A 20866-nucleotide genomic window follows, 5' to 3' on the forward strand; every position below is an offset into this window, starting at 1 on the left:
AAGAAATAATTTTACTAGTTCTTTGTGATTTACATGAATTTAGCATCTTAATTAAGGTGCTTTTTTTATATTTACTTATGACAGAGCAAGAGTTAGAAAAATTAAAATACCCTATCGGCCAATTTGAGTGTCCCAATAATATTTCTAAACAACATATTGAAAGCTGGATTTCTATTTTGGAGCACTTCCCTAACCGCTTAGAGAATCTGGTTAAAGATTTATCAAATCAGCAATTAGATACTCAATACCGACCAGATGGTTGGACTATTAGGCAAGTTGTTCATCATGTTTCAGATAGCCATCACCATAGTTATACGCGTTTTAAATGGGCGTTAACAGAAGACAAACCCCTTATTAAAGCTTATTATGAAGATCGTTGGGCAGAACTAATGGATTCTAAGTTAGCACCTATAGACATGTCTTTAAATCACTTAAGAGTTATTCATATTAAGTTGGTGTATCTATTAAAAACACTATCAGAAGATAATTTAAACAAATGTTTTATTCATCCAGAAACCAATAGTGAGTTTTCGCTGAGTTATAGTGTTGGTAATTATGCGTGGCACAGTAACCATCACTACGCGCATATTGAAAGTTTGATGAAACGTAAAGGTTGGCATTAAATGATAAGACCAGTGCATATACATGATGCTCAAGAATTACTTGAGATGTATAATTATTATGTTATAAATACGACGGTCAATTTTGATATTGAGCCTTTGTCACTTAAAACATTTTTAGATAAATTAAATATTATTACTGCAGATTACCCTTTTATTGTCTTTGAGGAAAACAATGAAATATTAGGCTATGCTTACGGAAGTAGGTTTAGACCAAGAGCAGCTTATAATTACGTTGCAGAGTCTACAGTCTATGTTAAGCATACAGCACATGGGAAACAAATAGGCTCAAAATTATATGCTGAATTGATAAAATTACTCAAAGAAACGGACTTACATACTGTACTTGGTGTTTTAACAATCCCTAATGAGGCGAGTATTAAACTGCATGAGAAATTTGGATTCGAGCAAGTTGCTAACTTAAAAGAAGTAGGGTTGAAATTTGGTGAATGGCAGAATGTTGGTATTTGGCAATTAAAACTAGACTAAGTTTTCCATTTAATATTACAACCAATACTCGGTTTTTGGGTTTTGGTGTTTTCTTCACCTACAATCAGACAATCTAATGCCTGTCTTAAATCTTTGCCTGTAAGAGGCTGGCCGTTATCTGGTCTGGAATTATCCAATTGCCCTCTGTAAACAAGTTTTAGATTATCATCAAAAATATAAAAATCAGGAGTACAGGCTGCATCATAAGCTTTAGCTACCTCTTGTGTTTCATCATATAAGTAAGGAAAAGGATAATTTTCAGTATGCGCATGAATTTTCATTTTCTCAGGGGAGTCTTGCGGGTAATTAATAGCATCATTACTTGAAATAGCAATAAAACCAATCCCTTTTTCCGCGTAAGCGTTTGCCATATCTACTAACTCAGAATTTACATGAATTACAAAAGGGCAGTGGTTACATATAAACATGATAACCGTACCTTTGTCACCTTTAAGCTTGTTAAGACTTAAAACAGTATCTGATATGGTGTCAGTAAGAGAAAAATCGGGTGCTTTTGTTCCTAATAAAAGCATGTTTGAGGGCGTCATGGCCATAATCAAAAGTTTTATTCAAAGTTCGTAATTATTTGTATTTTTAAAAAATGAGTAATACAATATCTTTTGAGGATTTTAATAAAGTGGATTTACGCATAGGAACTATTATTGAAGTTCATGATTTTCCTGAAGCTCGACAGCCAGCTTATAAATTAACTATTGATTTCGGAGAATTAGGAATTAAAAAATCGTCTGCTCAAATTACAACGCTTTATAAAAAACAAGACTTACTACAACGACAGATAGTTGCAGTAGTTAATTTTCCTAAAAAACAAATTGCCAAATTCATGAGTGAATGCTTAGTTTTAGGTGCTGTAAAGGAAAACGATGTTATACTTTTAAATCCAGAGAATAAAGTTAAAAATGGCACGCCTGTAAATTGATTTATGCAAGAATTAGATAAGGTTCAAATAAATTTTGATTACAATAGCTTATGGGTTTTAAATCTAGCACTTGCTGTTGTTATGTTTGGAGTTGCACTAGGAATTACTTTTGATGATTTTAAACAATTATTAAAACAACCTAAATTGGTTTTAATTGGTGTTTTGTTACAGTTTGTGCTTTTGCCTCTAGTGACTTTTCTTTTAGTAATTTTAATAAAACCACAACCCAGTATAGCTTTGGGTATGTTTATGGTGGCTGCTTGCCCTGGAGGGAATATTTCAAATTTCATGACTCATTTAGCTAAAGGAAATACAGCTTTATCTGTTAGTCTCACTGCTTTTGCTACTTTTTTGGCTATGTTTATGATGCCTTTTAACTTTAGTTTTTATAGTGAATTATACGAACCTACCGCTCAAATTATAAAAACGGTAGAACTTGATTCTTTTGGGTTAGTAAAACTTGTTCTTTTAATATTGGGTGTGCCTTTACTATTTGGCATGTTATTAAGGCATAAGAATGCTGCTTTAGCTTTGAAACTTTCTAAGTTATTAAAACCTTTGTCAATCGTAGTTTTTGTTGTTATAATAGTGATTGCTTTTTCAAATAACATTGATGTTTTTAATAATTATATACACTATGTTTTTGCTATAGGAGTGACTCATAATTTAATAGCGTTAACGCTGGGCTTTCTTGTTGCAAAAATGTTTAGGCTATCATTTAAAAATCAAAAAACTTTAGCAATTGAAACTGGAATACAAAATTCAGGATTAGGATTGTTGTTGATTTTTTCTTTTTTTAATGGGTTAGGAGGGATGGCAATTTTAGCCGCCTTTTGGGGAATATGGCATATCGTATCTGGTTTGTTATTAGCTTTCTTTTGGTCAAGAAAAAAAACGATAATAATTTGAAACTAATTTGGCTACACTTTGTAAGAACGTATATAAGCGTTGGGATGTTTTTCTATTTTAGAAGAATAAAAATTTATGATGTTAAAAATGTTCCAAAAAATAAACCTGTTTTTTTATTAAGTAATCATCAAAATGCACTTTTAGATGCGTTGTTGATTGCAACAAAGTGTGGAAGACTTTCTTACTTTTTAACTAGAGCGGCTGTTTTTAAAAAGCCGTTTATTTCTAAAATTTTGAAAAGTTTACAGATGCTTCCTATTTACAGAATACGAGATGGTTGGGGGAATCTAGCGAATAACAATGCTATTTTTGAGAATTGCTCAAAACTTCTAAACAACAAGGAATGTATTGTCATATTTCCAGAGGGCAATCATAACCTTAAACGTATGGTTAGGCCTTTAAGTAAGGGGTTTACAAGAATAATACTAGAATCAGTAGAAAACTATCCAGAAATGGATTTACAGCTACTATCAGTTGGAGTGAATTATACAAATGCTGAAAAGTTTCCAGACAGTACGTCAATTTATTTTGGAACACCATTAGTAGCAAAAGACTATATTTCTGGAAATAAAAATGAGGATGTAGTTAGGCTTAAAGCTAAAATTCAATCTGACATATCTAAATTGACTACGGATATACCTGAAGAGCATTATCACGAAACTTTATACGAATTAGAACGATTAAATGTCGATTTTTTAAATCCTAATGTGGCGAACACATGCGTGAAATCAAAATTTCAAGACTGTAAATTGCAAGAAGTACAAAGCAATAATTTTATTAAGGAAATTTTTAAAGCATTGTTAATTTGTGCTTTTATTGTTCCTTTTTTAATTTGGAAATTTGTAGCAAAACCAAAAATAAAAGAAATAGAATTTCTATCAACCTTTAGGTTTGCCATGGCAATTACTCTGGGTCCATTATGGTTAATTAGTTTATTTACAGCATTTGTGATTACGCTAGGTTGGGCAGTGGCGACAAGCTATTTAATAACCAGTATTTGCTTAGTGCTATTAGCCGTTAAGCTATAAACAAAAACCGCAACGGTTAGCTGCGGTTTTTGTTTATTGTTTTGAAGATTAATTAGATGTCATCAAAATCTATATCGGTAAAGCTTTCCGGAGTTTGAGTTTTTAAGTCTGCTTCAGTAACTTTAGATCCATCATCTTCATATTCCTTTTTGAAATCTTTTTGATGACGCTCACTTATAACTTCATCTCCTTTTTCAGTGATGATGTAATCGGTCATTTCAGCTAAAATCTCCTTAAATTCGGTAAAGTCTTCTTTGTAGATGTATATTTTGTGTTTCTTATAATGAAAAGACCCGTCATCATTAGTGAATTTTTTACTCTCTGTAATCGTTAAGTAATAATCTTCAGCTTTAGTCGCTCTTACATCAAAAAAATAGGTTCGTCTACCTGCTCTTAATACTTTTGAGAAAATTTCCTCTTTCTCCATCTTATCATTATACATAATTATACTGAAATTTAATTGTCTTATTGTATTATCAAAAATCTAAAAAAAAAACGATACTAACCAATAAATCCTGAATTTTCTTTTCAAAACATTAGACTTCTCTACATTTATTTGCATGAAAAATCGCTCTATGCACTGATGTTTTTAGATTTATAAATTATTGGATGTTGTTTCACTCAGTTGTTTTAAGTATAAGTGTTTATAATATCCATCTATACCAATTAGCGTATCATGAGTTCCTTGTTGTACAATTTCTCCATCATCTAATACTATAATTTTATTAGCATTTTTAGCGGAAGACACTCTATGACTCACAATAATTGATGTTTTGTCTTTTGAGATTTTACTAAGATTTTTTAAAATTTTCTCTTCGGTTTCAGTATCAACTGCCGATAAGCAATCATCAAGCAATAAAATTTTCGGTGATTTGATAATAGCCCGAGCTATGGAGACACGTTGTTTTTGTCCACCAGACAATGTAATTCCACGTTCTCCTAAAACTGTTTCATAGCTTTTGTTAAACTTGATTATGTTTTTGTGTACTTGGGCATTTTTTGCTGCATCAATAACATCATCATCGGTAGCATCTTGCTTCCCGAATTTAATATTGGTTTTTATAGTGTCAGAAAACAAAAAGGCATCCTGCGGAACGTATCCTATACTATCACGTAAGTCGTTTAAATTTAGGTTATTAATTTCTGTGCTATTAATTGTAATAGAGCCTTTGTCAATATCGTAAAGCCTTCCAATTAAATCTAATATCGTAGATTTTCCAGACCCAGTTTTTCCTAAAATAGCTAAAGTTTCACCTTCTTTAATTTGGAAACTTATATTTTTAAGCGCTTGGATATTTGTGTCATCGTAGGTAAAAGAAACATCTTTAAAAACAATATCTCCTGTGATTTCTGTATGATTATTTACGATATTTTTAATTTCAGGCTCAATTTTTAAAAACTCGTTGATTCGCTTTTGCGAAGCCTCAGCTTGTTGCACAATAGAAGTCACCCAGCCAATAGTTGCCACTGGCCATGTGAGCATATTTACATAAATAATAAACTCTGCAATAGTGCCAATACTTTCAATTTCTCCATTAATATATTGCATGCCACCAAAGTAAATAACTAATAAATTACTTGTACCAATAAGTAATATCATCATGGGAAAAAACCAAGCTTGTACTTTGGTTAAGTTTATTTGTTTTTCTTTACTTTCAGCTGCAAGCGATTTAAAATTCACTGAAGTTTGTGGCTCAATACCATATGCTTTGATTACAGAAATACCACTAAAAGATTCTTGAGTAAATGTTGAAAGTTTTGATAGGTATTCTTGTACAATAGTGCTTCGTTTATGTATTTCTTTACTTAATTTATAAATAATGATTGATAAAATAGGAAGCGGTACAATGGTATATAAGGTTAGTTTTGGTGAAGCATTAATCATGTAAATAACAACGATCACAATTAAAGCAACAGTGTTAATACTATACATAAGTGCAGGACCACCATACATGCGAACCCTTGAAACATCCTCAGTAATTCGGTTCATTAAATCACCAGTTCTATTCTTTTTGTAAAAATTCAATGAAAGTTTTTGGTACTGAGCGTAAATTTCATTTTTCAAATCAAACTCTATATAGCGCGATACATTTATAATAGTTTGCCTCATAAAAAACGTAAGAACCGAGGCTATAAGAGCAGCACCAATAATATATAAGATAGCTTCTAATAAATCGGCTCTAAAAACATCTTCGGTGATAGATTTATCATAATATTGTTCAATAGCAACGAATATTTTTTTTACATAACGGGGGGTGTAAAGCAAAAACAAACGAGCTATAATAGTAATGATAGAACCAATTATAAGATTCCTTCTGTATTTAAAAAAGTATTTATTTAAATGCCTTAATTCTTTCATTTAATCTCTAAGAAATTGGATAGCAAATATAGCGCATTAATGCTAATTAAGATGATTTATACTGTAAGCTAATTGTTAAATATAGCTTAAAGATTCATCTGATAATTAAATAAGGAATAACTCTTGTTTTTTTAAATATAGTGTTATTTTTGTCCCACTAAAAATAATGAAAATAGTTCATCTTTTTAATTAAAGTTCTTTGTAATGATGCTAAATAGAAGACATATACGTGTGAAAGTAATGCAAACCATGTATGCCTTTAAAGGTAGTGAAAGTGATGATTTTAGTAAAGATCAAAAATTTTTACTTTTCAGTATTGATAATATGTACAATTTGTATTTGTTATTATTATCTCTACTAATAGAAGTTCAAAAAAGAGCTGAAAGCGATTTACAAAAGAAACAAAAAAAGCATCTTGCCACTAAAGAGGATAAAGATCCTAACCGAAAGTTTGTAAATAATCAGTTATTAAAGTTTTTAAAGGATAACGATCAATTAAAAGGAAAACTCGAAGCCCATAATATTACCAATTGGGATTTGGATAGTGAATACGTTGATATTATTTTTAAGAATATTATTGCTAGTGACTTGTATAAAAATTATATGAATACTAGGGTGTCGGATTTTAAAGAAGACAAAGACTTTATAGTTGATGTTTTTAAAGAGATTATTGCTCCAAATGATAAGCTTTATGATTATATGGAAGATAAAAATCTAACTTGGTTAGATGATCTTCCAACGGTTAATACCACAATTTTAAAGCTGCTTAGAAAAGTAAAGGAAAATGCATCTGAAGGTTATTTTTCTCCTAAATTATATAAGGATATTGACGATAAGCAGTTTGCTATAGATTTATTTAGGAAAACACTTTTAAATCAAACTGCTATTAAAACAGAGATTACTCAGAAAACAAAAAATTGGGATTCAGAGCGTATAGCGAAAGTGGATTATGTATTGTTGCAAATGGCTATTTGTGAGTTGTCAAACTTCCCGTCAATACCAGTAAAAGTTACTATCAACGAGTATTTAGAGATTTCAAAAGAATATTCAACTCCAAAAAGCAGCATCTTTATTAACGGTATTTTAGATAAGCTCGTTAAAGAATATGAAGCTTCTGGGGAATTAAATAAAGTAGGTAGAGGATTGATGTAAATAGTAATGAAAATTACAAATTACTGTTAAGAAAGAAGTAAAAAATTTTTAATCGTTTAAATAATTACTATTTTTGTTCATCAAAAAAAATTAAATACATTTATTATGAAGAAAATAATGTTAGGACTTAGTGCCATGTGCTTAATTGCATTTGTATCTTGTAAAGAAAACGCTGCCAAAAAAATTGAAGAAAGTAATGTTGTTGCTGCGGCAGAAAGAGATGCTGTTGCATCTAATTTCCCTGTGCTTGAGTTTGATAAAAAAGAACACGATTTTGGAGAAATTGAAGCTAAAACAGCAGTAGAAACTGTATTTAATTATAAAAATACTGGTGATGCGCCTCTAGTAATTACAGATATTAAAAGTTCTTGTGGCTGTACAGTACCTCAAGATTGGAGTAGGTTACCACTAGCACCTGGAGAATCTGGAAAATTTTCAGTTAAATTTAACGGTAGTGGAGCTAATAAAATCACTAAAACTATAACGGTTACTGCTAATACTGAAAAAGGTTCTGAAGTTGTTAAAATAACAGCATTTGTAAAACCAGATCCTAATAAAGTAAACAAAGTGTTACCAGCTAAAAGCTAAATATATTTATAATGGGAGAAGGAATAGGTAGTTTATTACCATTTGTATTAATGTTTGTTGTTGTGTATTTCTTTATGATTGCGCCACAAATGAAACGTGCAAAAAAGGAAAAGAAATTTGCAGCCGAAATAAAACGTGGTGATAAAGTAATTACTAAAAGTGGTTTACACGGTAAAATTGCAGAGTTAAATGATAAGGACAACAGTTGTGTTATAGAAACTATGGCTGGGAAACTAAAGTTTGATAGATCAGCTCTTTCTTTGGAAATGAGCTCTAAACTTAACGCACCTGCGGCAGTTAAGAAATAAAATATTAATTAGAATACAATAGAAAAAAGCTTCCATTAGGAAGCTTTTTTTATGGCTTTAAGTTGAAAATTCACACTCAATAAAACGTGTGTTCGATAAATCTGAATTTGTAAAATTACAGCTTTTAAAAGTGCACAACTCATATTCACCTTTTACAAATTCGTGTTTAGAGAACGTCTTATTTTCGAATGTTTCTTCTACGGTAAAGTTTTATGCCATTAAGTTTTCACTTCACTTTATATATAATTAAAACAATCCAGTAATTTCTCCATTTTTATCAATGTCAATATTCTCAGATGATGGATGAGCAGGTAACCCTGGCATACGCATAATTTCGCCAGTAATAGGAATTAAAAAACCTGCTCCCGATGCAATTTCTATTTCTCTAACAGTTATGATAAAATCTTTAGGACGCCCTAATAACTTTGGGTTGTCTGATAACGACTTTTGAGTTTTTGCAATACAGACTGGAAGATGATCCAAACCAAGCTTGGTTATTTTGTTCAATTGGGCTTTTGCTTTAGCAGTGTAATCGACATGTTCAGCGCCATAAATTTCAGTCGCTATCTTAGCAATCTTGTCTTTCACACTAGATTCCCATTTGTATAGTGGTTTGAAGTTTGATTTGTTTTCTTCCACAACTTCTATGACCTGCTTTGCTAATTCTAAAGCACCTCCACCACCTTGTCCCCAAACATTAGCTAGGGCAACTCTAATACCTTTAGATTTTGCGAATTCTATAATCAAGTCAATTTCTCCATCACTATCAGAAGCGAATTTATTTATGGCTATTATAGGCGCGACATTAAATTTATCAATATTTTCAAGATGCTTTTCTAAATTTGGTAGTCCTTTCTCTAAAGCCTCCAAATTTGGTTCAGTAAGCAATTTTAAGTCAGCACCTCCATGATATTTTAATGCTCTTATGGTAGTGGTTAAAACTACAGCTTTAGGTTTTAATCCTGCACTTTGACATTTAATATCAAAGAACTTTTCAGCACCTAGATCGAATCCAAAACCCGCTTCTGTTATGGTATATTCAGAATGCGTCATACCCATTAAAGTGGCAATTACGGAATTAGTTCCCTGAGCGATATTAGCAAAAGGGCCACCATGTATTATGGCTGGATTTCCTTCTATAGTTTGAACCAAATTGGGTTTTATAGCATCCTTCATAAGTGCTGTCATAGCACCTTGAGCTTTCAAATCTTTAGCATAAATAGGAATTTTGTCAAAAGTATAGCCAACAAAAATATTTCCTAGTCGTTCTTTTAAATCCATTAAATTTTCTGCTAAACAAAGAATAGCCATTATTTCAGAAGCCGCCGTAATATCAAATCCAGTTTCTCTAGGAACGCCAGATGTTGTTCCACCTAAACCTACAATAACACGTCTTAGTGCTCTGTCATTTAAATCTACCACACGTTTCCAGCTAATGGTTCTAGGATCAATATGTAAAGAATTTGTTTTGCTTTGAATATTATTATCAATTATGGCAGCCAATAAATTATGAGCCTTTTCGATAGCCGAAAAATCACCTGTAAAATGAAGATTTATGTCTTCCATAGGGAGTACTTGAGAATAACCTCCACCCGTTGCACCACCTTTAATACCAAAAACTGGGCCTAATGAAGGTTCTCTTAATACCACGGTAGTCTTTTTATTTAAACGATTTAAACCTTCAGATAATCCAATCGACATGGTTGTTTTTCCTTCACCCGCGGGTGTGGGTGAGATGGCAGAAACAAGTATGAGGTTACTCTTGTTGGCCTTATCTTTATCAATGGAGGTCAGTGGTAATTTCGCTTTATACTTTCCATACATTACAATGTTATTACTATCAACACCAAATTTTTTCCCAATTTCAGTTATTGGTTTAAGTGTTACAGTTTTAGCAATTTGTAAATCAGTCATAAAGCATTAATTTTAATTATAGGATTATTAATGATTTTTAAAAGTATGAAATTTAGATTTCAGAAATTGTGATTTTTATCATACACTTAGGTTTCATTTTATTAAAGCAAAAACCTCAATCGAAACTGAGGTTTAATAGAAAACAAATCTTAATTAGCATTTATAATTTTTAAAGAATAAAATTAGGGTATTTTAACACGCTTTCCGCTGTATCTTTTTTGCTTTTAATGGCAAAAAAGGATGCGGCTACAATCGTAAACGCACGAGTAAGCACTCCAAGGAAAGCATGGGTTTTTAACTATTTAAAGCAGTTTTGTAAGTTTCTAAACAACGTTCTCTTGCGAACTTGTGGTCTACAATAGGCATTGGATAAGTAAGTTCTTGAAAATCTGGAACCCATTGTTTGATGTAGTTTAAATCCTTATCAAATTTTTGAATTTGTGTTGTAGGATTAAAAATCCTAAAATAGGGAGCTGCATCTACACCACACCCGGCAACCCATTGCCAATTACCAACATTGCTCGCCATGTCGTAATCATGCAACTTTTCAGCAAAATAGGCTTCACCCCATCTCCAGTCTATCAATAAATGTTTGCATAAAAAACTCCCAACAAGCATGCGTACACGATTATGCATAAACCCAGTTTCGTTTAGTTGGCGCATGCCTGCATCAACTAGAGGGTAACCCGTTTTTCCTTCGCACCACGCTTTAAACTCAGTTTCATTATTACGCCACTCAATTCTATCGTATTTAGCTTTAAAACTGTCATTTTTAGTATACGGAAAGTGCCAAAGTATTTGTGTAAAAAACTCGCGCCAAATCAATTCTTGCCAAAATATTTCATTTTTTTCAGCAATAGCATTTTTAACCATTTTTCTAATACTAACAGTTCCAAAACGTAAATGCGGACCTAATTTGGATGTACTATCTTGCGAAGGGAAGTTTCTAGTAGCTTCATAATTCTGAATTAAACTAGACGTCACTAAATATGGTTTTATCTCTTGTTGTGATTTTATAAAACCAATATCTGATAAGCTTAAATTAGGTAGATTAGTAGTCGGGATTAAATTTTTTAATATCATTTCTGACGGAAAATCTTTAAAATCAAGGATTCTAAATGTAGACTTCCAAAGTTTCATATATGGCGTATAGACCATATAAGGATTGCCATCCTTTTTAACTATCTCATTTTTTTCAAAAACAACTTGATCTTTAAAAGTTTTGAATTCAATATGGTTCTCATTCAAAAAAGAGGCAATCTTTTCATCACGCGCTTTAGCATAAGGTTCATAATCATGATTTGTATGTACCTCACCAATATCATATGAATCAACTAAATGTTTAAAGATGTCTATTGGTTTTCCATGAAACATAGCAATACTACTATTATGCTCCTCTTTTAACGTTGATTGGATATTTTGGAGTGTATCGTGAATAAAAGTTACACGGGCATCATCTTCAGGAAGTTTCTCTAGAATATCAGAATCAAAAATAAAAATAGGTAATACGGTATGATCACCTCTTAAGGCTTCATATAAACCAACATTGTCGTTTAATCTTAAATCGCGGCGAAACCAAAAAATAGTTACAGGTTGTTTCATCTAATATTTGCCATATAATTCTTCTAACTTTTTAGTTCTGTAATTGAAAATTTCTTCCAATTTAGGTTTGACTAAAATAGGATGAACTAATTGCCCAAGCCAACCAAAAGGAACCTTGTAATCAATAATATCTTCCATTTCAACACCGCCATCAATTTCTTTTATAAAATGTTTATGGTGCCATAGTGTATAAGGACCAAATCGTTGTTCGTCAACAAAATAATGCTTGTCTACCTTATGGGTTATTTCTGTTACCCATTTGGTTTTTATACCTAAAATAGGCGTTACAATATATTGAATTATTTGACCAGTAAACATAGGTCTATCTGCTCCAGATAAAATATAAAACCCCATATATTCAGGAGTAATAGTTTTTAAGTTTCTTGGATCCGACAGAAAATCCCAAGCCTCATCAAGGGTAATTGGTAAATTCTGTTTTTTGTGATATGTATAAATTTTCATTCTAGTTGTTTAGTAAAATATAACCGTTTAAGGAAGTTGCAATACAAAGCCATATTAAATAGGGCAGTATCAAAATTGTTTTTAAGCCCATTTCTTTTTTAAAAAGAAAGGTAAAAGTAGCCACGATACAGGTGAGTAATAAAATTATTATAAATCCGATGCCAATAAAATGTTGATTAAAAAAAGCATAGTTCCATATCACATTAAATACGAATTGAATAGTAAATAATGCGATAACCATATTAGTGGGTTTTAGTTTGTATAAATACGCCATATAAACTGAAAAGCAGAACATTATTGTTGTCCATGCAACACCAAAAACCCAACCAACAGGTGTCCAAGGTGCTTGGTTTAAATTGATGTACCAATTCGTTTGTGGGCCATTATCCATAAGTAAACTACCTATAGCTAATGCACCAAAATTTATAATTAAGAATATACTGATATACTTAAGCAGCCTCATGTCTTAATGCATTTATTTGCTCTCCAACTAATTGAGCTTCAACGTATTTTTGATCGCTAGCGGATCTGTTAATCGTTGATAATTTATGCCACTCTTGCATGAGCTTTTTAAACTTTTCTTCTAATTTTTCTATTTTTGATTTCTTTTTAAATAATCCGAACATAGCTTTTATTTTAAATGTTTCGTAATTTTTGAACTTAAAGGATTAGTTGTAGATAAGTAATAATCTAAAAAGTGACCATTTGGGTTAATTAAGTACTTTTGAAAATTCCACTTTACAGTTGAATCTTTTTTTTCGTTATTTACTTTTTGAGTTAACCAGGTATATAGTGGATGTTGGTTTTTGCCTTTCACATCAATTTTCTCTGTAATAAGAAATGTAACGCCGTAATTAACTTCACAAAATGATGCTATGGTTTCTGAATTACCAGGTTCTTGACCTCCGAATTGATTACTCGGCACCCCAATGATTTGAAGTTTATCTTGATGCGTATTGTATAATTCTTGTAGCCCTTTATATTGAGGTGTAAACCCGCATTTAGAGGCCACATTTACAAATAATATGTACTTTCCTTGAAATTGAGATAGTTCTATAGGCTTTCCATTTATAGCATTAATTTTTATGTCATAAATAGAATCTACATTCATTTTTTTAGCCGAATTACTTTTTGAACTTAAAGTAGCCAGAAACGCTTTTAGTGGATTCATAACTTAAATTTTAAAACTGACAATGCCACAATCCATTGGAAATATCTGTCCAGAAATTGATGCAGCTTTATCTGATAGTAAAAATTCAGCCATATCTGCAACTTCTTCTGGAGATAGAAATTTTTTCAAAGGATGCCTTTCGGTGATATTTTCAATCATCTTTTCGTTTCTAAGTAGTTTAGAAGCTAATTCTGTATCTGTAACTGTAGGAGCAATGGCATTAATGCGAAGCGTAGGCGCCAATTCTGCACCCAAAGATTTTACCAAACCTTCAACTCCAGATTTTGCCACTGCAATACTTGCATGAAACGGCATACCTAATTTTGCAGCTACAGTACTAAATAGCACTATGGCGGGTTTATCACTTTTTTTAAGAATTGGAAGGTATTTTTGAATCACTTTTACAGCACCTAGGACGTTGATTTCAAAATCATTTTTAAAATCATCAATACTTAATCTAGAAATAGGTTTTAAATTGATACTTCCTGGACAGTAAACTAAACCATCTGCCGTTTCAATTTCTGGTAATTCATCTTGAGTAACATCGCAATTATGGTGAGTGAAGTTGCTATGCGATATCTCTGGAATAGTTCTGCTAATGTTTATAACATTGCAATTCGTTAATAGTTTTTCAACTAATGCTTTTCCAATACCCTTACTTCCACCAACTATTATTATTGTCTTCATAGGTTTCAGGGCATTTTATTTTTATGGCCTGCCCTTTAGCCTTTTTTCTATTTTTTGTTTAATGACGGTCAAACGTTTCATAAGGTCCATTATTTCAGGATTCTTTTCTATTTTATAAACGTCATTTAATCCTAATATTAAACTTTTTACTTCTCTAGACGATTCGATACGCTCACTTGTTGTTTTAAAAGTGTGTCTGCGCTGCTCAAATGCTAAAGCTTTATCAATAATTTCCATAATTCTTTTTTAATCTTTAATCTAACTTACTTAGTACAAATAGCGTACCAATTTGGCAATATAATAAATTATGCTAGATTAACTATTTTTATATAGAATTATTAGGTAATATTTAATATCTGTTTATTTTAATTTTACTATTAGGGCCTACCTTTTAGACGCTTTTCGACTTTTCTTTTTATAACTGTTAAGCGCTTCATAATATCCATGATTTCCTCATCTTTTTCGACTTTATAGACTTCATTTAACTCTAAGATTAACGCTTTGGCTTCTCTCACAATTTTAACACGATCACTAGTTGATAATGATCTCATTTTTGTTTGCTCAAATTCTAATGCCCTGTTAATTACATCCATAATATTAACTATTTATATAATTTTGTAATTCTGATATTTTTTCTAAAGAATTAAATCTTCCACCGTAGTAAACAGTAGTCGTCGATGAGGTATCGTCTTTTATACCTCTGGATGAAACACATAGATGTTTTGCATCAATAATAACGGCTACATCTTCAGTATCTAAAATCAATTTTAATTCGTTTGCGATTTGGTTTGTTAACCGTTCTTGTACTTGCGGACGTTTGGCGTAATACTGCACAATTCTGTTTAGTTTTGAAAGCCCAATTACCTTTCCTGATGATATATAAGCAACATGAGCTTTTCCTATGATAGGTACAAAATGGTGCTCGCAGTTTGAATAAAATGTAATATTCTTTTCTACCAACATTTGATTGTACTGGTATTTGTTATCAAATAAAGCGACTTTAGGTTTGTTCTCTGGATTTAATCCAGAAAATATTTCGTCTATATACATTTTAGCAACACGCTTAGGTGTGCCTTGTAAAGAGTCATCGGTTAAGTCTAAACCCATGACATCCATAATTTCTTCAAACAAAATAGCAATACGCTCCTTTTTTTCTGAATCACTTAATTTGAAAGCATCAGCTTTCATAGGAGTTTCTAGTCCTGTATGAAGATGATCGTCACCAATGTCTTCAATAGAAAATCCATTTAATTTATTATCTTTTTTATTCGTCTTTAATTTTTCTGTTTGCATGTATTCTTTTTTATGTGCTGTCTCGATTATTAAAAATCAATCAAAGCACGTTAGCGTTTTGATATTTATTATGTGTTATTTGTATCTGTCTAATACTTTTAGAACGGCCTTTTTCAAAACCTCTTAATTTTTTTTGTTTCGTTTTTTTACCTTGAACACATTTTCTCTTTAGTTCGATCTTCCCAAGACCTTTCAATTACTCTATCTCTATCTTCAAATAATAATATCAAAAGGGCTGGAAATTATATTCGGCGTCGTATTTAATTTTCTGATCTAACATTTTTTTAAAAAAAAGTTTATTTTCTTTAAATGTTATGTTGTTTTTAAAATGAACAAACTTACCTTGAGCATGAATGCTTGCACCATTGGTTTTATATATAACCAACTGATAATACGGAATAGCCCATGTAAAATTTTGTAACCCTTTATTTATAAAAATGAGTATACCGCTCTTACGTAGTTCTATATTGGCATAGTTGATATCTGAAACCGTATTCAAGTAAGTGTTTAGATTAGGGCTTACATCGTTTATAATCATGCGTTTAGAACCTATGCCTTTCATTTTTAAAGATTCTAAAAACGTAAATGGCTCGCCAACAACATCTAATAGAAGTTGCTTGTGATCTTTATTCTTGTATGTTGAATCGAGTATCATAACGAATTTTGATAATTCAAAGATACAAAATGTTTACCATATTTAAGAATAAGTTAAACAAAATATTTTATAGAACCACAAGAAGAATTTATGAGGCGTCCGAAAGTTTGTTTATCATACCTCTAAAAATAAACCCATGAAATGGCAGTACACTATACCAATAGAGCCTTCCCCAAAGACCACGAGGTCTAAACGTTGCCGTTTGTTTGAGTAAATTATCTTCAATTTTAAACTCTAGCCAAGCTTCACCAGGTAAACGCATTTCTGCATATAACAAAAGTTTTTTTTGTGTTTTATCTGCAAAAATTACGCGCCAAAAATCTAAAGCATCACCAGCATCTAATTCAGTTGGACTTGTTCGTCCCCTTCTTAAGCCAATACCTCCAAACAATTTATCAACATTGCCTCTAATGCGCCATAAAATTGTTCCATAATACCAACCTGTATGACCACCAATAGACCAAATTTTATTAATAGTACTTTCGGTATCTATTACAGGGCGTTCTTTATAATCTTTAAAGCAACCATATTTTGGAACATTTATATATTTATGCAATCGATTTCCGAGTCTGCCACTACTCACCATAGAGTCTTTCCAGCTAGACACAATACTATTTTGTTCTATTTTTTCAAAGGCTAATGATACGGCTTCTTTGTAAGTCAGTGGATTTACTTTTAGAACCTCATTGACATCACTTGGTTTACCAACAATTTGAATACCCATACTATCCACCAAAGATGTGGCTAATTTATAAGAAGTGGAGGTTACAAAATACAACCAGTATGATGATAGTTTTGGAGTCATTATTGGTACCGTTAAAATATAACGTTTAAGTCCTCTAACTTCCGCAAATTGTAAAAGCATCTCTTTATAAGTTAGAATTTCGGGTCCAAAAACATCATAACTTTTATTAAAAACAGTTTCATTCCCTGCAGCCCCCAATAAAAACGCAAGAACATCTCTTACGGCGAGTGGTTGTGTTTTTGTATTCAACCATTTTGGAGCTATCATAAAAGGTAGCTTTTCTACTAGATCTCTGATAATTTCGAAAGAAGAACTACCCGAACCTACTATTATCCCTGCTTTGAAAACAGTAAGCGCATAATTTTTTGACGCAAGAATTTCTTCTACATTTTTTCTAGATTGTAAATGTTTGGAAAGTTTATCTTCATTGGTAATACCGCTCAAATAAATAACTTGATTGGCATCTGTGTTTTCAATAGTACCTTTAAAATTAATAGCACAGCGTTCTTCTAGAGACGTAAAGTCTTTGGAAGAGTTGGACATTGAGTGTATTAAGTAATACGCAACATCAATATCTTTTGGTATGTTTTTTAGTGTTTCTGGATTTAAAAAGTCGACTTCAATAACATGAACATTTTCATCTTCAGAGTAACTTTTATCTGCTCTAAGTATATCTCGTACAACACAAACAACAGTATGCCCTTCATTGAGTAAAAAGGGTATAAGGCGTTTACCTATATATCCGGTTGCACCTGTAACAAGAATTTTCATAGCTCTTTTATCTTTCAGAATTTTTCCAAAAGAAAGTTTTAATACTAATTAGTTTATTCGCTTTTAGTTTCTAACACTTTTGGTCTTTGGTAACCAAACCGTGTTTTGTTCTCAGGAATAGCATAGCCATCTAATCCATTAATGGCAGCGACCTCCGCTTTTGACAAGTTGATGAAACCATCTTTTTCAATGAGATTATCGTTTACATACAAGCCAACTATTTTACCAATTACTAATATAGTGTTATTTGCTTTGATTTCATATTCTTCTACAAATTCCATTGCCAATTGAATAGGGGCATCTTTTACAAATGGAGCATGAAAATCTGTTTTAAATTCAGATTCTAAATCTGTTGCATCGAATTCTGAAATAGAATCGTCATACTTTGCTGATGTATGATGTGCATCTTTAATGATGCTTTTATGGATATGATTTATAGTGTAATATCCTGTGTTTTTTAGGTTTTCATAGGTATTTCTAAGAACTGTAGTTGGCCTTAGAAAAAAACCTAACATGGCAGGGCTTGAACCAATATGTGTTACCGAACTAAATACGGCAACGTTTTCAAAACCGTCTTTAGATTTCGAACCTATTAAATTAGCTGATTTGTATCCCGAACAGCTATTTATTAAATTTATTTTATAAATGAGGTGGAGGTTATCAATATCTGACTCGTTAAAGTATGTCATTACAATTTTAAATAATTATTAATTTTTATGTTTTGCGCTTTTAAATCGAACATTAAATTATAGAGTCCAAAAAACGTTCTATTTATGTAAATAAAGTGTTTAGAACCCCGACTTCCATTCATCTTTTTTAAATCTGCATTTTTAGCATAGCGCTCTCCTAATTCTGCTATTTTCCCAAAGAATTTAGCATCAGAAAAGTCGAAAGATTCTTGGTGAAATGGTTGTGTAAATAAGCTTAACATTTCATGAAACATCGCTGTAAAAAAGGCTAACTCTTCTTTTGAATCATCTTCCCTGAGTATTTCAAGTTCGTAAAGTTTTTTGACGAAATAATTTTTATTGCTGATGTTTTCTGGTTTGGCTAATTCGAAATAGGGCTTATAAAATTCCATAGGAATGGTTTTCATACATCCGAAATCTAAGGCTATTAGTGCTCCTTTTTTATTTACCAAAAAATTTCCTGGGTGCGGGTCTGCATGTACTTTTTTCAAATCATGAATTTGGAACATGAAGAAGTCCCAAAGGGCTTGCCCTAAGGTATTAGATTTTTCTTGGTTTGTGTTGTAAGCGGTGAATTCAGAAAGGTGTTCGCCTTCCATATAATCCATTGTAATGATCCGCTCTGAAGAGTATTCTTCATAATATTTAGGAAAGATTAAATTGGGAATGTGTGCACACTCCTTAGCAATTTGTTTACTTTGTTCAATTTCTAAAACATAATTAGTTTCCTCAACTAATTTGTTTTCTACTTCCATGAAGTATTTATTAGAATCTTTTCCTTTTATGTTAAACATACTCATGGCTATAGGTTTTACCATAGCTAAATCTGATGCAATACTTTCCGCAACTCCTGGATATTGGATTTTCACAGCAAGTTTTTTCCCATTCTTTTCTGCAATGTGCACCTGACCGATGCTAGCAGCGTTTACAGAAGTTGCGTTAAAAGTATCAAATATGTCGTTTGGATGTTCTCCAAAATATTTTTTAAATGTTTTTATAACTAAAGGTGGTGACAATGGTGGTACAGAAAATTGAGCTAGTGAGAATTTCTCAACATAGGCCTGCGGTAAAATACTCTTTTCCATACTTAGCATTTGCGCCACTTTTAATGCACTACCTTTTAATTGTTTTAGTCCGTCGTAAATATCTGTTGCATTGTTCTTATTAAGACGCTCTTTTGCTTCCGGCTCAGTGTTTACAATTTTATCTCCGAAATATTTTAAATAATTCACACCAACTTTGGCTCCGGTAGAAACCAATTTGGTAGCCCGTTGTATTTTTGATGTTGGTATTTTATCAATCGTTTTCATAAACCTTTAGTTCATTTGAAATTTTTCCTTGAATAAAAATTTACCCAAATCTAAAACACTCTTTAAAGGTGCAATGTCTATTACATCAAAGGTTGTATTGACTGATTTTTCTATAAATATGTCCGTCTTTTCAAAAGAAGAAGACGTATCATCTAACCAAAATTTCATGGTCAATAACAATTGGAACCACGCAGATTCTTTAAGAGCTCTTTCTTGAATCTTCTCAAGTTGTTCTTGTTTAATATCTAACATTTGAATTTCAAGCGTATTGATGTATGCGGTAAAGTGTTGTTTTAAACCAGACAATACTTTTAAGCCTTTAAGGTCTCCTTGGTATTTGTCTAAAACATGCTTCACATAGCTTCTGTTGGCGGTAAGAATTTCAAAATAGGTATAATAGAAACTTAATAACTTGTTTCTAGCATCAAATATTTTATAATCCTCACTTTCGTTTAAGGCGTTAATGGAATTCTCAAAAAAAGCTTCGAAGATGCCTTTTTCAATAGCTTGAAAAGAAGAAAAGTGCGTGTAAAATAGAGCTTCTTCAAAGTTATTCATTTTGGAGAATGCAAAAACTGTTTTAGGATTATGGTCATGCTCAAGCACATAATCCATGTAATAAGTGATAATGTCGTTTTTGGATACTGACTTTTCCTTTGCCATAATAAATACATTTAAAGCAAATATACAAAATGTTTAACGATAATTAAAAAAAGTTAAACAAAATTTTAGACAATATCATAGAATGGTCTTATAGTGTTAACAACACGGCTCATTTTTAACAAATTTACAACGAGATACAGCTGCAATAGCACCTAAAATAGGGGCGCTAATTTAGAGCCATAGATATTGAAAATTCCCTGTAAATAGCACAGGAGCAATGGAACGACTAGGGTTCATAGATGCCTTAGTCATGTGGCCAGCGAACATAGCATCTAGTAAAATGACACCACCAAATGCAATAACTGGCATAGTACCAATTTCTTTACTTCCTTTGGAAACGTTTACAATAGCCATCATTTAAAAGAAGGTGAGCAAAAATTCTAAAATAGCTAGCCGCAAAATACCAAGGCAAATGTTCCTATGATTTCGGATATGTATGGTTTCATTGTAGTTTGTTTTTTGCGTTAGGGATAGCATCGGCATCCTTTTGCTATTTAGCAAAAGATATAGCGGA

28 protein-coding genes are annotated in these 20866 nt (G+C 31.8%); 8 read left to right on the forward strand and 20 right to left on the reverse strand.

Annotated features, from left to right (window positions below):
* The first annotated feature begins 77 nt into the window (after positions 1-77).
* Together QZ260_RS00545 and QZ260_RS00550 are read left to right on the forward strand one after the other, a co-directional pair.
* Positions 78-623: a YfiT family bacillithiol transferase gene (locus QZ260_RS00545; RefSeq protein WP_295981533.1), complete on the forward strand. Its 546-nt coding sequence runs from the start codon at positions 78-80 to the stop codon at positions 621-623.
* The gene (locus QZ260_RS00550; protein WP_295981536.1) at positions 624-1109 is read left to right on the forward strand and encodes a GNAT family N-acetyltransferase; all 486 of its coding nucleotides are present in this window, start codon (positions 624-626) and stop codon (positions 1107-1109) included.
* On the opposite strand, the gene QZ260_RS00555 is transcribed toward QZ260_RS00550, so the two are convergent.
* Positions 1106-1663 carry a thioredoxin family protein gene (locus tag QZ260_RS00555; RefSeq protein ID WP_295981539.1) on the reverse strand — a complete coding sequence of 186 codons (558 nt, stop codon included), beginning with the start codon at positions 1661-1663 and terminating at the stop codon, positions 1106-1108. The two genes, QZ260_RS00550 and QZ260_RS00555, sit on opposite strands and share 4 nt — an antisense overlap.
* A gap of 47 nt (positions 1664-1710) precedes the next feature.
* Between QZ260_RS00555 and QZ260_RS00560 the strand changes: the two genes are divergently transcribed.
* From QZ260_RS00560 to QZ260_RS00570, 3 genes are read left to right on the forward strand one after another with little or no spacing between them, the layout of a single operon-like run.
* Entirely contained in the window at positions 1711-2046 is a 336-nt protein-coding gene (locus QZ260_RS00560; protein WP_295981540.1) for a tRNA-binding protein, read from the forward strand.
* A 3-nt stretch (positions 2047-2049) separates the two neighbouring features.
* Positions 2050-2955 (forward strand): bile acid:sodium symporter family protein, encoded by a 906-nt coding sequence (locus QZ260_RS00565; protein ID WP_295981543.1) that lies wholly within the window; start codon positions 2050-2052, stop codon positions 2953-2955.
* Positions 2952-3983: a lysophospholipid acyltransferase family protein gene (locus QZ260_RS00570; RefSeq protein ID WP_295981546.1), complete on the forward strand. Its 1032-nt coding sequence runs from the start codon at positions 2952-2954 to the stop codon at positions 3981-3983. The genes QZ260_RS00565 and QZ260_RS00570 overlap by 4 nt, the downstream gene beginning before the upstream one ends.
* A 52-nt stretch (positions 3984-4035) precedes the next feature.
* Here QZ260_RS00570 and QZ260_RS00575 read toward each other — a convergent pair whose 3' ends face one another.
* Together QZ260_RS00575 and QZ260_RS00580 are read right to left on the reverse strand one after the other, a co-directional pair.
* The gene (locus tag QZ260_RS00575) at positions 4036-4425 is read right to left on the reverse strand and encodes a PUR family DNA/RNA-binding protein (RefSeq protein ID WP_271559515.1); all 390 of its coding nucleotides are present in this window, start codon (positions 4423-4425) and stop codon (positions 4036-4038) included.
* Between the two features lie 153 nt (positions 4426-4578).
* Entirely contained in the window at positions 4579-6342 is a 1764-nt protein-coding gene (locus QZ260_RS00580; RefSeq protein WP_295981555.1) for an ABC transporter ATP-binding protein, read from the reverse strand.
* A 204-nt stretch (positions 6343-6546) separates the two neighbouring features.
* On the opposite strand from QZ260_RS00580, the gene nusB reads away from it, so the two are divergent.
* From nusB to yajC, 3 genes are all read left to right on the forward strand, one after another.
* On the forward strand, positions 6547-7494 hold the full coding sequence (nusB, locus tag QZ260_RS00585; RefSeq protein WP_295981558.1) for a transcription antitermination factor NusB: 948 nt from the start codon (positions 6547-6549) through the stop codon (positions 7492-7494).
* A gap of 105 nt (positions 7495-7599) precedes the next feature.
* Positions 7600-8082 (forward strand): DUF1573 domain-containing protein, encoded by a 483-nt coding sequence (locus QZ260_RS00590; RefSeq protein WP_295981560.1) that lies wholly within the window; start codon positions 7600-7602, stop codon positions 8080-8082.
* Between the two features lie 11 nt (positions 8083-8093).
* Complete coding sequence (gene yajC / locus QZ260_RS00595; protein WP_271559507.1) at positions 8094-8390, forward strand: preprotein translocase subunit YajC; 297 nt, start codon at positions 8094-8096, stop codon at positions 8388-8390.
* A gap of 57 nt (positions 8391-8447) precedes the next feature.
* Here yajC and QZ260_RS00600 read toward each other — a convergent pair whose 3' ends face one another.
* The 17 genes from QZ260_RS00600 to QZ260_RS00680 form a co-directional block, all read right to left on the reverse strand.
* Positions 8448-8528, reverse strand: a complete 81-nt coding sequence (locus QZ260_RS00600) for a pentapeptide repeat-containing protein (protein ID WP_295981611.1) — start codon at positions 8526-8528, stop codon at positions 8448-8450.
* A gap of 108 nt (positions 8529-8636) precedes the next feature.
* The gene (locus tag QZ260_RS00605) at positions 8637-10304 is read right to left on the reverse strand and encodes a formate--tetrahydrofolate ligase (protein ID WP_295981563.1); all 1668 of its coding nucleotides are present in this window, start codon (positions 10302-10304) and stop codon (positions 8637-8639) included.
* Between the two features lie 294 nt (positions 10305-10598).
* Positions 10599-11906, reverse strand: a complete 1308-nt coding sequence (locus QZ260_RS00610; protein ID WP_295981567.1) for a deoxyribodipyrimidine photo-lyase — start codon at positions 11904-11906, stop codon at positions 10599-10601.
* A complete protein-coding gene (locus QZ260_RS00615; protein WP_295981568.1) occupies positions 11907-12368 on the reverse strand; it encodes an SRPBCC family protein in 462 nt (153 codons plus the stop codon).
* Position 12369: 1 nt separating this feature from the next.
* A complete protein-coding gene (locus QZ260_RS00620; RefSeq protein WP_295981569.1) occupies positions 12370-12831 on the reverse strand; it encodes a TspO/MBR family protein in 462 nt (153 codons plus the stop codon).
* The gene (locus QZ260_RS00625) at positions 12818-12994 is read right to left on the reverse strand and encodes a Lacal_2735 family protein (RefSeq protein WP_295981571.1); all 177 of its coding nucleotides are present in this window, start codon (positions 12992-12994) and stop codon (positions 12818-12820) included. The genes QZ260_RS00620 and QZ260_RS00625 overlap by 14 nt, the downstream gene beginning before the upstream one ends.
* Positions 12995-12999: 5 nt before the next feature.
* Positions 13000-13539: a glutathione peroxidase gene (locus QZ260_RS00630; protein WP_295981573.1), complete on the reverse strand. Its 540-nt coding sequence runs from the start codon at positions 13537-13539 to the stop codon at positions 13000-13002.
* A gap of 3 nt (positions 13540-13542) precedes the next feature.
* Entirely contained in the window at positions 13543-14226 is a 684-nt protein-coding gene (locus tag QZ260_RS00635) for an SDR family oxidoreductase (RefSeq protein ID WP_295981576.1), read from the reverse strand.
* Between the two features lie 21 nt (positions 14227-14247).
* Positions 14248-14463: a hypothetical protein gene (locus tag QZ260_RS00640; protein WP_295981579.1), complete on the reverse strand. Its 216-nt coding sequence runs from the start codon at positions 14461-14463 to the stop codon at positions 14248-14250.
* Between the two features lie 140 nt (positions 14464-14603).
* Entirely contained in the window at positions 14604-14819 is a 216-nt protein-coding gene (locus QZ260_RS00645; RefSeq protein WP_295981582.1) for a hypothetical protein, read from the reverse strand.
* A 4-nt stretch (positions 14820-14823) separates the two neighbouring features.
* The gene (gene folE, locus QZ260_RS00650) at positions 14824-15519 is read right to left on the reverse strand and encodes a GTP cyclohydrolase I FolE (RefSeq protein ID WP_295981585.1); all 696 of its coding nucleotides are present in this window, start codon (positions 15517-15519) and stop codon (positions 14824-14826) included.
* Positions 15520-15745: 226 nt separating this feature from the next.
* Positions 15746-16174 carry a hypothetical protein gene (locus QZ260_RS00655; protein ID WP_295981587.1) on the reverse strand — a complete coding sequence of 143 codons (429 nt, stop codon included), beginning with the start codon at positions 16172-16174 and terminating at the stop codon, positions 15746-15748.
* A gap of 88 nt (positions 16175-16262) precedes the next feature.
* Positions 16263-17690 carry an SDR family oxidoreductase gene (locus tag QZ260_RS00660; protein WP_295981589.1) on the reverse strand — a complete coding sequence of 476 codons (1428 nt, stop codon included), beginning with the start codon at positions 17688-17690 and terminating at the stop codon, positions 16263-16265.
* Between the two features lie 53 nt (positions 17691-17743).
* Positions 17744-18379: a flavin reductase gene (locus tag QZ260_RS00665; protein WP_295981592.1), complete on the reverse strand. Its 636-nt coding sequence runs from the start codon at positions 18377-18379 to the stop codon at positions 17744-17746.
* Positions 18379-19689, reverse strand: a complete 1311-nt coding sequence (locus QZ260_RS00670; RefSeq protein WP_295981596.1) for an AarF/UbiB family protein — start codon at positions 19687-19689, stop codon at positions 18379-18381. The genes QZ260_RS00665 and QZ260_RS00670 overlap by 1 nt, the downstream gene beginning before the upstream one ends.
* 6 nt (positions 19690-19695) lie before the next feature.
* Entirely contained in the window at positions 19696-20352 is a 657-nt protein-coding gene (locus tag QZ260_RS00675; protein ID WP_295981599.1) for a TetR family transcriptional regulator C-terminal domain-containing protein, read from the reverse strand.
* Positions 20353-20523: 171 nt separating this feature from the next.
* Positions 20524-20709: an aquaporin gene (locus QZ260_RS00680; RefSeq protein WP_295981601.1), complete on the reverse strand. Its 186-nt coding sequence runs from the start codon at positions 20707-20709 to the stop codon at positions 20524-20526.
* Between the last annotated feature and the right edge of the window lie 157 nt (positions 20710-20866).

The sequence above is a fragment of the uncultured Algibacter sp. genome, from assembly GCF_905480415.1.
Lineage (GTDB): Bacteria > Bacteroidota > Bacteroidia > Flavobacteriales > Flavobacteriaceae > Algibacter_B.